This is a genomic window from Erythrobacter sp. S267 (genome assembly GCF_057365045.1).
In genome coordinates this window covers 37,141-52,437 of record NZ_CP200298.1, presented here as the reverse complement: position 1 = coordinate 52,437, position 15,297 = coordinate 37,141, and the positions used below count along the sequence as shown (strand labels likewise).

Sequence of the window (15,297 nt, the reverse complement as noted above, 5' to 3'; positions counted from 1 at the left end):
TATCATTTCAGATTATCCCGCCATGATTGTGCCTTATCAGGCAACCATGGGCCTTGTACGCCGGCCTTTGCCGCAACCGGCGCGAAATGCGCCGGTGAGCGTGTAAACCGCCAATCTCGATAGGGACCGTAAATGCGCTTGCGCTGAATATGGCGGGTCAAACCGACCGCCAAAATGATCAGTTGCACCCATCCCGGACCCACCAGCATGACAACATACGCCACGGGCGATATGAGGTCGCTGAGTCCCCGTGCTAGATGCGCGAAGATGGTCAGGAGCTGCAAGGCTGCAATCCAGAGAGTATAATTTCGATTGGCATAGAGCGCGATAGCAACCCAGAAAACACCCGCAAGGATGTCAGTAAGGGTTAGAAAAGCATCGACGCTCAAGAGCTGTACTGTGTCGTTACCCAGCACCGAACGATAGAGGTATTTGGCGAGTTCAAAGAGCACTAGCCAAACAACTGCTACGGCTCGTTCCGGTGCGCTGCCCCATATCAACGCAGCGCCGCAAATCAGAATGACAAGGCCATTCTGAATTACGCCGCGAAGGTCTGAGGCAATAAGTTCCAACATCAGCTTCTAAAGCCTATGCGTGCTCTGAAACGCTAGCCGCTTCGGCCGGATCTTGAGCGATGGCTTCGGGTACGATTTCAGTCGGTGTGTCGGTGTCGCTCGGCATCTTCACCTTGTAAACGTCACTCAGTTCACTGTGTACGCGCAGCAGATTGCTGGACATGGCAACCGCTTGGCTTTCAGCTTGGGCAAGGCGCATAAGAGCTCGCTGTCCATCAGCCACTTCGATCTCAGGGTTTTGCCGCGCCATCAGCATCGCTTGCTTAAGACGTGAAAAGGCGATCATTGATTCATCGGCGAGCGCTTCTGCCTCGCGGATCAGCTTTTTGATGTTGCGAGCGTCGCCCACTAAACGTTCGGACATTTTCTTAACTCCTGAAGGCCTCCTGGCCCATCAGGAGAAGCCTTGTTCATCAACCGGGACGACTGCACGTCCATCCAACGCTTCGCTGATTGTCATTGCTGCAGTTACAGTCAGAACCACAGCAGCCAGGACACCAAAAGCAATCCCGACAATCGCCAAGAGCCGGACCCAAACTGCGTATTCGCCGTCGAGCACCCGGGGAACAACCTGCGGCTCTCCAGTACGCAACCAAGGCGCCTGTTCTTCCAATGGGAGCACGTCGCTGAGTACGAGTTCTCCCGGGTCGTTCCGCTCACGGTTGTCGGCCGCATCGGTATCTGCCGGTATCTGACTTTTTCTGTATGGAGCTGGGCTGAAGCCCTTTAGCTTTGTTGTAACCGCCTCGTTATCGTAACTTTTTTCGAGATCGGGGGCATCGGACTTGCGTCGATTTTCTGCGCGATACGCCTCGACCAGGTCGCCCAGGCTTTCGACTTCATACAAATTCTTAAGAGCGCGGATATGCTGATTGATGCGAGTCTCGGACACTTCGAGTTCGCGCGCGATCACTTTGATCGGGACCCTTCGGTCTATGCGTTCCATCACGGCGCGTTGTCGCTCCGTAAGCGGCCGTGACCTATCCCTAGGCATTTTTACCTCTACTCAGACATTGCTTTTAACTAATGCACTTAATTACGACGAGTTCCAAGTGATCTTTGCACCTATTGCCACCATTTAATACTGTTATGCAGCAGAAGTGTTCACACCAAGGCTTGCAAGATAGCGCTTCACATTACGCGCCGCCTGCCTAAGTCTTTGTTCATTCTCAACCATTGCGATACGCACGTAACCTTCGCCTTCTTCACCGTAACCCACACCGGGAGCAACAGCGACTTGCGCTTCAGTCAGTAATTGTTTTGAAAATTCAAGGCTTCCCATGCCTTTTAATGCAGGTGGGAGCGGTGCCCAGGCAAACATCGAGGCTGCGGGCGGGGGAATATCCCATCCAGCTCTGCCAAATGCCTCAACCATGACATCGCGGCGCTTACGATAAAGGTTGCGATTGCTTTCCACGATGTCCTGCGGACCATTAAGTGCCGCACAAGCCGCTGCTTGGATCGGCGTAAAGGCGCCATAGTCGAGATAGGATTTCACCCGCGTCAGCGCCGCGATCAGCTGCTTGTTGCCAACCGCAAAGCCCATGCGCCATCCGGCCATGGAATAGGTCTTGCTCATGCTGGTGAACTCAACCGCGACGTCCTTTGCGCCTTCTACCTGCATGATAGAGGGCGTCGGCTCGCCATCATAATACAATTCGGAATAGGCGAGGTCGGACAACACCCAGACTTTGTTGTCACGCGCCCAATCGACCAACCTCTCATAGAAGGCGAGATCAACCGTCTCTGCCGTGGGGTTTGAAGGGTAGCTCACGACCAGCACACTGGGGCGCGGGACCGTGAAGTTCATCGCGCTTTCGAGCGAGCGCCAATAATCCTCATTGGGCGTTGTCGGGATCGCACGTATTGTTGCGCCTGCGATGATAAAGCCGAAGGTATGGATCGGATAGGACGGGTTGGGCGCTAGCACGACGTCGCCCGGAGCTGTGATCGCATTGGCAAGGCTGCCGAGCCCCTCTTTCGATCCCATCGTGACCACGACCTCGCTTTCGGGGTCGAGGTCCACGCCGAACCGGCGCTGATAATAGTTAGCCTTAGCGCGGCGCAGGCCCGGAATACCCTTGGATTGGGAATAACCATGCGCGTCAGGCTTCGCTGCCACTTCACACAATTTGTCGATCACATGTTGAGGCGGAGGCTGATCGGGATTGCCCATCCCAAGGTCGATAATGTCCTGCCCCGCCTGCCGCGCCGCATGCCGCATCGCATTCACTTCGGCGATGACGTAAGGCGGTAAGCGCTTCATGCGGTAAAACTGGTCGTCCATTTTCGATCCTTATTTGAGGTCCTCGATTGGCGTTGATTTAAGCGTCGAATTTTAGCAACTCTACGGCATTAGCGGTCGAAGTGAAGGCCCGTTTGAGCTAGAAGCACAAAGAGGTGGAAAGGTTGCAACCGTGTGTGGGGCAACTGCTCCTTTGACACTCGGCAATGGCAGATGGGTCTATGGCATCTAAAGACAAGACAGGAAGTCACTCTGATGACGCGATCGATCAGGCAGCGTCTGTGAACGCCTTCTTCGATATGCAAGGCAAGGCCATGCGAGATCTGTTCGCTCAGACCATGGGCGGCGCGAATGATGGTGAAGCCATGTCAGCCGCCTTTCCGCAATTGAATGAGGCTGGCGACCTTGGCGAATGGGCCAAAGCTGGCGCTGAACTGCAACAGATGTGGATCGAGTTCGTCGCAGGCAAAGCGCGCGAGGCTGCGGAGAAGGCAGCCTCGGGCAAGAACCTGCTTGATCCTGCGCAATGGCTACTGGTCGCGCAAAGCATGGCAAAACAACTTCCCGGAGGGAGTTTTGACGCGCAGGCCAGGTTCGCCAAGGATACGATGGAGCTCTGGAAGAGCGTGCTGGGCAACACGGTGTCCTCTCTCACCTCCCCCGGCAGCGATGAAGAGCAACCAGCAACTGCCGACCTGCCGCGCAAGGATCGGCGATTTGCCGATCCAGCTTGGAGCGAGCAGCCTGCTTTTGCGCTCCTCCATCAGACCTATCTGATGCTCGCCGAATACTTCCGAGAGGCCGCTGCCAGTATGGATGGTCTCGACAAGGAGAAGCAGCTGCAACTGCAGTTCGCAGTCAATGCGCTGTCAGAGGCAATGAGCCCAGCAAACTTCCTTCTCACCAATCCGGTAGTGATGAAACGCACGGTCGAGACCAAAGGCCAGAACCTGGTCCGAGGCATGCGGCATCTGATCACTGATCTTAAACGCGGGCAACTGACCCATACCGATCCCAACGCGTTCAAGCTGGGCGAGAACCTGGCCGCGACGCCGGGCAAGGTGGTGCTGGAAACACCGATGTTCCAGCTGTTGCAATATTCGCCGACGACCAAGGATGTTTACGAAGTGCCGCTGGTGATCTTCCCGCCGTGGATCAACCGGTTCTATATCCTCGACCTGACCCCGAAAAAGAGCTTCATCCAATGGGCGGTTGATCAAGGCATCACGGTTTTCGTGGTCAGCTGGAAATCAGCCGATGCGAGCATGAAGGATGTCGTTTGGGACGACTATATCCGCGCGCAAATCGAAGTGATTGACGCAATCCGCGAGCGGCTCAAAGTCAAGGCTGTTCACGCGATCGGCTATTGCGTCGCTGGCACTACCCTTGCCGCAACGCTTGCAGTGCTGGCGCGGCGCGGAGAGGCGGACAAGGTCAAAAGCGCCACCTTTTTCACTGCTCAAGTCGACTTTGAGCGTAGCGGTGACCTGAAGCACTTCATCGACGATGGTCAGCTCGAAATGATCGGGAGCCTGTCGGATGAGGGTTATCTCGATGGGCGTTACCTTGCCGCGACCTTCAATGCTCTGCGCGGCAAAGACCTGATCTGGAATTACGTCGTCAACAATTACCTGTTGGGAGAAGACTATCCGGCCTTCGACCTGTTGCATTGGAATGGCGACGTCACCAACCTGCCTTCAAAATGGCACAATGACTATCTGCGTGACCTCTACCGCGACAACAAGCTGGTCGTGCCCGATGCGCTTATCGCCGATGGCACTCCGATTGACCTGACCCTGGTCGAGACGCCGACCTATGTGCAGGCAGGCCGTGAGGATCATATTGCCCCAGCTGAAAGCGTGTGGCGCATAACAGAGCACTTCAAAGGACCAATGGAGTTCCTGCTCGCCGGCTCTGGCCACATTGCAGGCGTCGTCAATCCACCGGCCGCAGGTAAGTATCAATATTGGCTGGGCGACAAGGATGCGAGCTCTTTGGAAGATTTCATCGCCAGCGCTGAGGAGCATCCTGGCAGTTGGTGGCCACATTGGCTTGAATGGCTCGATGCACAGGCCCCCAAGAAGGTCGCGGCAACCGGCAAGCGCAAGCCGGGTGGACGCGGTGAAGCGGGGCTGGAGGATGCTCCGGGCAGTTATGTGAAGACAAGGTAGAGCCGAAGAATTTTTCAGACATTTGCGGCTCACCTCCCAAACTTCCGTGTATTTTCAGGACTATAGGCCTTATTGTGCACTGCACAAAAAACCCTTGACTTCGCACTCGCAATGTCTATTTTGTGCAGTGCAACAAGAGGCGATGAGCGCTTCTCGCAAGAATTCAATTCGAGGTTTCTATGGCTACCGCAGGACCAAAATCGAAAATCGACGCCGCTGCTGAGAAGGCATACGCAGAAGCCGCTGCCAAAGCGCCTGCTGCAAAAGCTGCTCCAGCAAAGAAGGCCGCTCCCGCTGCCAAAAAGGCACCGGTGAAGAAGGCTCCGGCCAAGACCGCTGCTAAGGCTGCCCCAGCAAAGAAGGCGCCCGCCAAAAAAGCTCCGGCAAAGGCCGCTGCCAAAAAGGCGGCTCCGAAGAAAACAACTCGTAAGGCACCGGCCAAGAAGCCGGTTGCCAAAAAGGCTCCGGTGAAAGCCGCTGCCAAGACTGCTGAAAATCCCGTTTCAAAACTCAAGGACACTATCATGGCAACTGCTGAAAAGACCGACATCACCGCCCAAGCCAAGGAAATGGCTGCTGACGTTCAGACCCGCGTGAAGGGTGCCTACGAAAAGGCAACCGAGATCGCTGGTGAAGCTGGTGAATTCAACAAGGCTAACCTCGACGCTGTCGTCGAAAGCGGCAAGATCTTCTTCGCTGGCGCACAGGAACTTGTGAAGTCGGACGTCGAAACCGGCAAGGGCGTTGTTGAAACCGTGCAAGCCGACGTCAAGAAAATGACCACCATCAAGTCACCGACTGAGCTGTTTGAACTGCAGGGTGAAATCACCCGTCGGAACCTTGACGCTGCTATGTCGTTTGGTTCGAAGCGCACTGAAGCGCTGGTAAAGCTCTACAACGATGCTTTCGCGCCGATTTCGAACCGTGTGAGCGTAGCTACTGAGCGTTTCAACAAGGCTGCATAAGCCAACACAGTTTCTGGACCGGGCCTCTCCTCTCTCTCTCCCAATCCCGGTTCAAGAAAGAGCGCTTAGGCGCAAGGGCCGGATGAACCATAGCGCGTTCGTCCGGCCCTTTTTCATGAGTATCGCCAGTTCGGCTCAACCAGTGTGATCCACTATGGCGATGTTAAGGCTTTGCGCCCAATCGCCAGTCAGACAGCGTGAACTAGTGGGTACAAGGTCTCGACGAAGGTCTGGCCTTGCGAATTGGGGATCGTTTCCCATAATGGACGTCTGATGCGCGACACGCTTTCATCTTCAATTGAGCTCCAACTCGATCCAGCCCTCGGCCAAGGCCGCGGTGCATCGCTCGTCTTCGCACCGGTTTGTGCCGGCGATGACAGCGATGGAGATGATGCCGGTGGTGCAGGCGGCGATGATAGCGAAAGCGAAGTAGGCGTTGCCACCAAGACCCGAACCAAACCAAAGAAGCCGAGCCAGTACAAAGTGCTGATGCTCAATGATGACTACACGCCGATGGAATTCGTCGTGATGGTCTTGAAGCGCTTCTTTGGCATGGATCTGGAACAAGCGACACGTGTGATGCTCCACGTCCACCAGAAAGGCGTCGGAGTGTGCGGCATCTTTCCCTACGAAGTGGCCGAGACCAAGGTGAACCAGGTCATGGACTTCGCGCGCGAGAACCAGCACCCCCTGCAATGCACGCTTGAAAAGGCTTGAAAGCCTACTTTGCTCGGCCATCCTGAACCCGATCCCGCAGGCCCCGGACAAGAGAGCGTCTGGGACTACCCCCGCCCCGCCATATGCGAGCCCACCGCGCGCCGGATCACGATCATCCATCGCGGCGTGACGCTGGTCGAAAGCACCAATGCGTGGCGCACGCTGGAAACCTCACATCCGCCTACCTACTACATCCCACGCGCGGACATCGCGATGGAGCACCTCGATCCTAACCCACGCCGCACTCTGTGCGAATGGAAGGGGCAGGCACACTATTTCGACATCGTAATCGCAGAGGAGCGGATCGAGGCGGCAGTGTGGGCCTACCCAAAACCCACCAAAGCGTTCGAAGGCATCCGCGAATACTGCGCCTTTTACCCCGACCCGCTGGATCAGTGTCTGGTCGATGGAGAGCAAATCACTCCGCAGCCGGGTGGCTTCTATGGCGGCTGGATCAGCCAATACGAGGCTGGACCGTTTAAAGGCATTCCCGGAAGCCGCTTCTGGTAAGGTTAAGTTGGCGCATGGCACAGGCTGTGCGCGTTAGGCGGCTCTTCATCGGGCACTAAGTGCAACGGGGGCATGACGCGCGCGGCTTTTGACGCTAGGGCACGGACAGAGGCGCGGACAAGCAATTGGAGCGCGGCTCTCGCGCCAGACACAACCGGATCAAAGAGTGCTGAACTTCCTTCCCAGTCTTGACCGTTATATCCTGCGGCTGGTGGTCGTGCCAATGCTGGGCATCTTTGCGCTCGCCGCATCCCTGCTGCTGCTCGACAAGATGCTGCGACTGTTCGACTTTGTCGCAGTGGAAGGCGGACCGATTGGCGTCGTGTTCAAGATGCTGGGCGCGTTGATCCCGGAATATGCGAGCCTTGCGATTCCGCTGGGCCTGCTGCTGGGCGTGCTGCTGGCGTTCCGTAAGCTCGCGACCTCGTCAGAACTCGACACGATGCGTGCTGTCGGCCTGTCCTATTGGCGGCTGCTGCGGGTGCCCTACGCGATCACCCTGGTGCTGGTCGCGGTTAACATCGCGCTTGTCTTCTACATCCAGCCAATCAGCCGCTATTATTACGAGCAGATGGAATACGACCTGCGCACCGGTGCGCTCGGCGCCTCGATCAAGGTGGGTGAGTTCACCACTCTCGCCGACCGCATGGCGCTGCGGATCGAAGAGAGCGAGGATGAGGGCCAACGCCTGATCGGCATTTTCGCGCGGGTGTCCAACGAAGAGGGCCAGGTCCTCTCAATTAGCGCGCGCGAAGGGTCGTTCATGGCGACGACCGACAGCCCCGACACAATAATCCTGCGCCTGACTGAAGGCACCATCGTTCAAGACACGGGCAGTGCGACGCCGCGTGTCCTCTCCTTTAGCCGCCACGATCTGCCAATTGACTTGCCCCGGATTGAAGAATTCAGAGATCGAGGGAATGAGAGCCGCGAATATATATTACCCGAATTGCTAAGTATCGGGTGGAACGAACAGGCCGAAAGCTCTGAACGCGACGCAGTACAGGCTACCTTCAACTACCGAATGGTGGAGGTGGTTATGATGCTTCTGATGCCGTTGCTTGCGGTATCGCTCGCCATACCGCCAAAGAGATCGACCAGCGCGCTGGGCGTCTTCGTCTCGATCATCCTCGTGGTGTCCTATCACAAGATCAATCAGTATGGGGAGGACATCGCCGCCCTTGGCCGGATTGATCCGATCATTGCTCTATGGGGGCCGTTCTTCCTCTTTGCCGCGCTTATCGTGTGGATGTTCTACCGCACCGCTTATGTGCCCGGTGGGCAGGCGTTGGGCGCACTAGAGACGGTGTTCGGCAAGCTCTCCAAACGCGTTGCCAAGCTGTTTGCGCGCAAGCAGCCCGCTTCGCTGAAAAGCGACCATTCGGCAGAGGGCGAAGCGTCGCTCTCCCCGGCGGAATAGGCGAAGGCGCAGATACTTTAGACGATGCAGCTCGACTTTTTCCCCTCGCGCACCCTGACGCTTTATCTGGCGAAGATGTTCATCCTGCGCATCTTTGCGGTGCTGGTTATGCTGGTGCTGGTGCTGATGGCGCTCGACCTGCTGGGTCAGACCGGCAAGATCCTCGCGCCTGAAGGCAATGGCCAGGCAGAGATCATTAAATATGCAAGCCTGCGCATACCGCAGCTGATCGCGCGCTTCCTGCCTTACTCTGTGCTGCTGGCGACTTTGATCACGCTGGTCACGTTGAACCAGAACAGCGAGGTGGTGTCGATGAAGGCTGCGGGCCTGTCGGCGCACCAGGTGCTTGCCCCGCTGCTGCTTACCGCTGCCGTGATTGCGGTGATCAGCTTTGCCTTCAACGAGCGGATTGTTACCCGCGCCAATGCGACGCTGAAAGCGTGGGATGCGGCCGAATATGGAGCGATCCCGGAGGATTCCGGGGTTCGCACCAATGTCTATTTCACCGATGGTGAGAACATCCTGACGGCGACTTCGCTGACGGGGACAGGCGAAAATATCACGCTCACCGGCGTCACCTGGTACACGCGCGCGCCAGGGGGGATTATCCGCGAACAGGTCCGATCAGCAACCGCAAGTTACGCTGGACCCGGATGGCGCCTGGACAGCCCCCAAAGCTTCGACGTTGGTGCGGCGCAGGTGCAGGACTTGCCCGAATTGGTGGTTGCACCGGACCTCACCCCCGATCAGATCGACCTGCAATCGGTCGATCCGGACGCGCAAAGCTTCTGGGAGCTCGGCGAAACGATCGAGGCTTACGAGGATGCCGGTCGACGCACCTCGGAAATGCGTGCTAAATGGTGGCATCGTATTTCGGGGCCACTCTCTGCCTTGCTGATGCCACTGCTTGGCTCCATCGCGGCCTTCGGGCTCGCGCGGTCAGGCCAGTTGTTCGTTCGCGCGATCATCGGCATGGCTTTGGGCTTTGCCTATTTCGTGGTCGACAATGCGGCGCTCGCTATGGGCAGCTTTGGCGGATACCCACCCTTCCTCGCAGCCTGGGCGCCATTCTTCCTGTTCCTGCTGGTGGGTGAGACCGTGCTTATCCGCACCGAGGAATGAGCATTCAGCAAACCGACTGGTCACTGCGCCTTGCGCGCCCCGCAGATGCGGCTTTCATGCCTGAGATCGAAAGTGCAGCATCGGTGTTGTTTGCCGATGACCCTGATCTCGCTAACCTCGACTTCGACGATCCGTGGGAAGAGCCAGAGCTTATCCGGCTGATCCGGAAGGGCCATTGTCTGGTCAGCCATGTCGGCGAACGGATGGCCGGTTTCCTCGTCAGCGAACCCTTTCGGCGCGAGCTACACATTTGGGAAATGGACGTTCACCCAGATTTTCAGGGGCACGGGATTGGCGCAGGTCTTCTGCGCGCGGCCAAGATCGACGCGCACAATGCGGGGTTCAAGGCCCTAACCCTAACCACCTTTCGCGACCTTCCTTGGAACGGGCCCTTTTATGCAAAGCTGGGGTTTGAGGAAGTTACCGCCCTCGACGCGCATCCCCGGCTTGCGGGCGAACTTGCTAATGAAGTCGATGACGGCCTTCCCGCTGAACGGCGCTGTGCGATGATATGTTTCCTCGATTGAACGCCTCGCGCTATAGTCGCACTGCAATCGAGGAGAACCGCCCCATGAAACGCGTCGCCATCATCGCCTGTATCGCCGCTCCACTCGCGCTTGCCGCCTGTCAGGGCCAGGAAGAAGAAGCTCCCGACATCACCGAGGCAATCCCGCTCGACAATCCCGATGATGCGGTCAGCGACGCCGAAGCCGCGCTCGATGGCGAGGGTGTCGGCAGAGTGGGTCTGGATGGCGGAGAGATGTCAGCCGACGGCACGCCGGTCCTGCCCGATACGATGGAGAGCGGATCGAACCCGCCCGGAATGACGGCTCCGCCAGCCGGCTCAAAAGTCCAGCCGATCAAGCAGTGACGCGTCAGCGCGCGATCATGGTCGAACGGGCAATCCGGGCGACCAGCGTAAACATGCCGGGATGGTTCGCCCCCTCATAGGTTGAGCCTTGCCCCAGTTCTCCCGCCAGCCGGCGATGCGCTTCGGGCAGGTCGTGATAGGGCATTGAGGGCATCAGGTGATGTAGCGCGTGATAGCGCAGGCCCACCGGCGCCCAGATTTCCGCCAGCACGCCCGGAGGCGGAACGTTCACGCTGTCGAGGAACTGCGCGGTCACGGTCATCGGCTCGCCCTCATTCTCCCAGAGATGTGCAACCAGCGTGCGCAGCTGATTAAGCAGCGCGGTGAAGGACAGGATCGCGAGCGCCACCAGCAAAGGCTTCCAGCCCAGCACAAAGACACTGCCGACCAGCGCCCAGCTCCACACAAAGACGCCCGCTTCTTGCCAAGTTACGCGCTTGGCGAGGTCGCCGGTCGGGGGCTTGCGGCGAAATTCGGGATTGATCGACAGGGAGGAAGCCCGCTCCCACACCAGTTTGCGGATCGGCGGAATAACCAAGCCCAGCGGCACCAGAATGCCAGCCCGGATCATCAACGCAATCGGTGCAAGCAGAGCGACGATCACGAAGAGCGGCAGGCTCCATGGCTTCATCAGCGCGAGCGGGAGGTATTCCGGGTCCTCAACCGTGCCATATTGCGTGCGCTTGTGGTGGATCACATGCACGCCTTCATACATGAAGCTGGGCGTCAACAGCGGAATGCCGACCAACAGGTTCCAACCGGTGCGAAAACCGGGGAGCGCGTTCTTGTGAATATGCGTCAGCTCATGAATGAACATCAGCGCGCGATACATTGCGAGCGAGGCCACCAGCCCCGCCGCAATCGCAACAGCCAGATTGTCCGTAGCAATCGCCAGCGCGATACCGCCATAGCCCAGCCCTGCCGAAATCAGCATGTCGGGCCAGTAGATGCTACCCTTCGCCTCGCCCAGATCCTTGGTCAGATCACGAGCAGCGCGCAGCATGTCCTTGTCATCCTGCGTCTGAAAATCAGCGCGGGTGGCGCGGGCAACCGGTTTGTCGGCAGAATGGGTCGAGGGGATTGGTTGGTGCATTGTCATTGTTTGTTATCAGAATTTGAGCGCCTTTACCGCATTTGACGTCGCTTCGGCAAACTCGCCTTTCCCATCAGTGTGATCGACTGTTTGGTTCGCAAGGTCGGTGGAGCATCCGCCCTCGCCTCTTGCGTCCTCTCCCATGTCGGGACACACAGCGCTTTGATTTAAGCCAAAGTACGAGGCCGCCCGCGTGACAGATGCGCCCATCACAATCGAGCCGATTGATGCTCACGACAAGAAGGCACGCCGCCGTTTTGTCGATATTGGCCGCGAATTTGCCGCGCGCGTGCCGAACTCCGTCCCGCAATTGCTGTCAGAGCAGATGGAGTTGGTCGACCCCGAAAAGAACCCCTTCTTCCTCCACGCGCGCGTGCAATTGTTTGTGGCGATGCGCGCTGGCGAACCGGTGGGGCGGATTTCTGCGCACATTGACGAGCTGGCTCTGGGCATGCCGCCTGACCAAGGCTTTGGTCCGGGAACAGGCATGTTCGGCTATTTCGATGCGGCGGACGAGGTTGTGGCAAAGGCTCTGTTGGCCAAGGCGAAGGAGTGGCTTTCCGGTGAAGGCATGGCCCGGATTGTCGGGCCGATCTCACTGTCGATCTGGGAGGAGCCCGGACTGCTAGTCAAAGGGCAGGACCACGCGCCGGTCATCATGATGGGCCATCATCCAGAGCACTATCAGCACTGGATCCAAGGCGATGGATTTGCGCGCACCAAGACGCTCTACACCTATGACCTCGACATCACGAAGGAGTTCCCCCCGCTGATCTCACGCATCGTCAAAATGGGCGAGCGCAACAAGAAGATCACCGTCCGCCAAGTGCGCAAGAAGGATTGGGATGCGGAAGCCGCGATCATCCTTTCCATTCTCAACGATGCATGGTCGGAAAATTGGGGCTTTGTACCGCTAACCCCGGAAGAGGTCGCGCATACGGGCGTAAAGCTGAAACCGATTATCCATGAAGAGCTCAACATGATCGCTGAGATCGATGGCCGTCCCGTCGCCTTTATGTTGACCTTCCCGGATGTGAACCAGGTGCTCAAAAAGTCGAACGGCATGCTCTTCCCGCTTGGCTGGTGGCGGCTTTTGCGTTGGGTCATGAACCCCAATGATTGCGATATGCGCGTGCCTTTGATGGGCGTGCTCAGGGAATTTCAGGGGTCGCGCATGGCAAGCCAATTGGCGTTCATGATGATCGAACAGATCCGCACGAACGCCATTGCAAAGTACGCCTCGACCCGGGGAGAGATCGGTTGGATCCTTGATGACAATCAGGGCATGGTCGCCATCGCCGATGCGATCGACAGCCAGATCAACCGCGAATACGCCATCTACGAAAAGTCGATCAGCTAGAGCGGTTCGCAGTTCTCACAAAAAGAAAGGCCTCCACTCAGTGAAGAGTGAAGGCCTTTCCGGATCGTATCACCAGCCGCCTTGGACGGGAGGGAGGGATCGCCGGTGATGAGACAATAATGCGCGGGTCCAGACTTGGTTCCCACGTGTTTCAAAAAGGGTGAAGTTTCATCTCCGCGCAGAGACAGTACGTAACTCTTTTTGACGCCAGTTAAATCATGTGCGAGTGGAAGATCCGGGGACGGGAAGGGCTGAAAAGTTGTACTTTTCTCGCTCGTTGGCGCGATCAAACAGGGAGTGATGCATGTCTTTGGGCCAAAAGGTTGCCGACAATCTGCCCTTTTTGAGGCGCTATGCGCGCGCTTTGACCGGGTCGCAGGCCGCAGGCGACGGGCTTGTCCGTACAACGCTTGAAGCCGCCTTGGCCGATGCCGAATTCAAGCGCGCAGATGGCAATATTCGCATTGCGCTTTATCGGATATTCCATCGCATTTGGGCGAAGAGCGCCGCCTCAAACTCTGAACGAACGGCCTCCGTCAGCGAACCGCTTCAAGAAGGCGCGCAGCGCAGTCTTGCCGCCGCAACTCCGCGCAAGCGCCAAGCGCTTCTGCTGACCACGGTGGAGGAATTCTCAGCCGAGCAAGCGGGGCAGATCATGGAGCTGCCTACGGCAAAGATCGACGCTCTGGTCACCGAAGCCATCGCCGAGATTGAGGCTGAGCAAGCCACCGATGTCCTCATCATCGAAGATGAACCGATGATCACGATGCAATTAGAGGACCTTGTTGTATCGCTTGGCCACACGGTTTGCGGCACGGCCACCACTCGTGATGAAGCGGTAGCAGCCGCGACCCAGCACCGTCCGGGACTGGTTCTTGCCGACATCCAACTGGCTGATGGCTCATCAGGACTGGACGCTGTCGATGACATCTTGAGCTTTGCCGATGTGCCAGTGATTTTCATCACGGCCTATCCCGAACGCCTTCTCACCGGGGACCGCGAAGAGCCGACCTATCTGGTGACCAAGCCGTTTAAGGAGAAGACCGTGCAGGCGGCAATCAGCCAAGCACTGTTTTTTCAGTCCGGCGTCCCTGTCGTCAGCACAAGTGCCTGAATGACAGGTGCCCAAGACACGCTGTTTTTCCAGCAAACTTGACGCGTTCTTCAAGAACGCCGAGGAACATTACGACAAAGCCTGCGTTGGGTCAGCATCGTCAACGTGATGTGAGCCAGCCACTTGGGCGGGTGGTGCGCGCGCAGTCGATTGGGATCATTGGAACAGAGTAATGGGTTCGGAAGAACAGCCAGATCAGCGAGACAGCAAGGACAGCGCCAATGGCGCTGGCGATGCTGTGCCTGCTGCAGCTTCAGCCAAGGTTGAGGTTCATGGTCAATCCGAACCTTCCACAAAGGCAAGCGATGCACCGGCTTGGGCAAGTGGCCTAAAGCAGCTTTATCGCGACGTCGTGGATGAGCCATTGCCCGGCAGTTTCAAAGACCTGCTCGACCAGTTTGACGAGACCGGAGAGGATGGCAAACCATCTGATCCGGAAAATCCCGCATAATGGCGGTAAAATCTCCGCCCCCCAAACGCACAGCAAGTGAACAGGCTGATTTCAAGCGCGAGCTGACTGATGTAGTCCCGCACCTGCGCGCCTTTGCACGCGGGCTTTGCGGCCATGCGGATATGGCTGACGATTTGGTGCAGGAGACCATGCTGAAAGCCTGGGCCGCGCGTGATCGGTTTGAACCGGGCACTTCGATGCGCGCCTGGACCTTTGTGATCCTGCGCAACGCCTACCTCTCCGACATGCGCCGTAACCGGTTTCGCGGTGAGTATGATGAGGGTGTGGCCGAGCGCATCCTGACCGCGCCTGCCGGACAAGAGCACCCCGTCCACCTCTCCGATCTCCAGCGCGCCTTGCAATCGCTACCGTCCGAACGGCGTGAGGCGTTGCTATTAGTGGGCGCAGGCGGGTTTTCCTATGAAGAGGCGGCGCAAATCTGCGACTGCGCACTTGGCACGATCAAGAGCCGGGTAGGCCGGGCGCGTGCCGCTCTCAGCGACATGCTGGAAAGCGGGGACCTTCCGGGCCGTGATGATGACGAACGCACCGCACACAGCGCCATTCTGGAAGAGCTCGACGATGTTGCGGGCTCTGATTTTGCACCCGATGCAAGGGGTTCGCTGAAGGACTAAGTCCACAGCGCTTGGCCAAATGGGCTGACGCTGGCATAGATCCACGCG

General features: G+C 57.7%; 17 protein-coding genes. 12 read left to right on the top strand and 5 right to left on the bottom strand.

Annotated features, from left to right (window positions below; all coding sequences use genetic code 11):
• Positions 1-2 precede the first annotated feature (2 nt).
• From AC0V6X_RS00280 to AC0V6X_RS00265, 4 genes are all read right to left on the bottom strand, one after another.
• Entirely contained in the window at positions 3-575 is a 573-nt protein-coding gene (locus AC0V6X_RS00280; RefSeq protein ID WP_486182592.1) for a hypothetical protein, read from the bottom strand.
• 13 nt (positions 576-588) lie between these two features.
• Complete coding sequence (locus tag AC0V6X_RS00275) at positions 589-939, bottom strand: hypothetical protein (RefSeq protein WP_486182591.1); 351 nt, start codon at positions 937-939, stop codon at positions 589-591.
• A 30-nt stretch (positions 940-969) separates the two neighbouring features.
• Positions 970-1,521 (bottom strand): hypothetical protein, encoded by a 552-nt coding sequence (locus AC0V6X_RS00270; RefSeq protein WP_486182590.1) that lies wholly within the window; start codon positions 1,519-1,521, stop codon positions 970-972.
• A 141-nt stretch (positions 1,522-1,662) separates the two neighbouring features.
• Complete coding sequence (locus AC0V6X_RS00265) at positions 1,663-2,862, bottom strand: LL-diaminopimelate aminotransferase (RefSeq protein WP_486182589.1); 1,200 nt, start codon at positions 2,860-2,862, stop codon at positions 1,663-1,665.
• 179 nt (positions 2,863-3,041) lie between these two features.
• Between AC0V6X_RS00265 and AC0V6X_RS00260 the strand changes: the two genes are divergently transcribed.
• The 8 genes from AC0V6X_RS00260 (at position 3,042) to AC0V6X_RS00225 (ending at position 10,596) form a co-directional block, all read left to right on the top strand.
• A complete protein-coding gene (locus AC0V6X_RS00260) occupies positions 3,042-4,991 on the top strand; it encodes a PHA/PHB synthase family protein (RefSeq protein ID WP_486182588.1) in 1,950 nt (649 codons plus the stop codon).
• A gap of 311 nt (positions 4,992-5,302) precedes the next feature.
• Complete coding sequence (locus AC0V6X_RS00255; protein WP_486182587.1) at positions 5,303-5,956, top strand: phasin family protein; 654 nt, start codon at positions 5,303-5,305, stop codon at positions 5,954-5,956.
• Between the two features lie 273 nt (positions 5,957-6,229).
• The gene (gene clpS, locus AC0V6X_RS00250) at positions 6,230-6,673 is read left to right on the top strand and encodes an ATP-dependent Clp protease adapter ClpS (RefSeq protein WP_486182586.1); all 444 of its coding nucleotides are present in this window, start codon (positions 6,230-6,232) and stop codon (positions 6,671-6,673) included.
• A 9-nt stretch (positions 6,674-6,682) separates the two neighbouring features.
• The gene (locus AC0V6X_RS00245) at positions 6,683-7,183 is read left to right on the top strand and encodes a DUF427 domain-containing protein (RefSeq protein ID WP_486182585.1); all 501 of its coding nucleotides are present in this window, start codon (positions 6,683-6,685) and stop codon (positions 7,181-7,183) included.
• 169 nt (positions 7,184-7,352) lie between these two features.
• Entirely contained in the window at positions 7,353-8,603 is a 1,251-nt protein-coding gene (locus AC0V6X_RS00240) for an LptF/LptG family permease (RefSeq protein ID WP_486185489.1), read from the top strand.
• Positions 8,604-8,627: 24 nt separating this feature from the next.
• A complete protein-coding gene (gene lptG / locus AC0V6X_RS00235; protein ID WP_486182584.1) occupies positions 8,628-9,725 on the top strand; it encodes an LPS export ABC transporter permease LptG in 1,098 nt (365 codons plus the stop codon).
• The gene (locus tag AC0V6X_RS00230) at positions 9,722-10,252 is read left to right on the top strand and encodes a GNAT family N-acetyltransferase (protein ID WP_486182583.1); all 531 of its coding nucleotides are present in this window, start codon (positions 9,722-9,724) and stop codon (positions 10,250-10,252) included. The genes lptG and AC0V6X_RS00230 overlap by 4 nt, the downstream gene beginning before the upstream one ends.
• A 44-nt stretch (positions 10,253-10,296) precedes the next feature.
• The gene (locus tag AC0V6X_RS00225; protein WP_486182582.1) at positions 10,297-10,596 is read left to right on the top strand and encodes a hypothetical protein; all 300 of its coding nucleotides are present in this window, start codon (positions 10,297-10,299) and stop codon (positions 10,594-10,596) included.
• 4 nt (positions 10,597-10,600) lie between these two features.
• Here AC0V6X_RS00225 and AC0V6X_RS00220 read toward each other — a convergent pair whose 3' ends face one another.
• On the bottom strand, positions 10,601-11,695 hold the full coding sequence (locus AC0V6X_RS00220) for a fatty acid desaturase family protein (RefSeq protein ID WP_486182581.1): 1,095 nt from the start codon (positions 11,693-11,695) through the stop codon (positions 10,601-10,603).
• Positions 11,696-11,882: 187 nt separating this feature from the next.
• Between AC0V6X_RS00220 and AC0V6X_RS00215 the strand changes: the two genes are divergently transcribed.
• From AC0V6X_RS00215 to AC0V6X_RS00200, 4 genes are all read left to right on the top strand, one after another.
• Complete coding sequence (locus AC0V6X_RS00215; protein WP_486182580.1) at positions 11,883-13,049, top strand: N-acetyltransferase; 1,167 nt, start codon at positions 11,883-11,885, stop codon at positions 13,047-13,049.
• Between the two features lie 304 nt (positions 13,050-13,353).
• Positions 13,354-14,163 carry a response regulator gene (locus tag AC0V6X_RS00210; protein ID WP_486182579.1) on the top strand — a complete coding sequence of 270 codons (810 nt, stop codon included), beginning with the start codon at positions 13,354-13,356 and terminating at the stop codon, positions 14,161-14,163.
• 172 nt (positions 14,164-14,335) lie between these two features.
• Positions 14,336-14,614 carry a NepR family anti-sigma factor gene (locus AC0V6X_RS00205; RefSeq protein WP_486182578.1) on the top strand — a complete coding sequence of 93 codons (279 nt, stop codon included), beginning with the start codon at positions 14,336-14,338 and terminating at the stop codon, positions 14,612-14,614.
• Positions 14,614-15,249 carry a sigma-70 family RNA polymerase sigma factor gene (locus tag AC0V6X_RS00200; protein ID WP_486182577.1) on the top strand — a complete coding sequence of 212 codons (636 nt, stop codon included), beginning with the start codon at positions 14,614-14,616 and terminating at the stop codon, positions 15,247-15,249. The genes AC0V6X_RS00205 and AC0V6X_RS00200 overlap by 1 nt, the downstream gene beginning before the upstream one ends.
• The last annotated feature ends 48 nt before the right edge of the window (positions 15,250-15,297 follow it).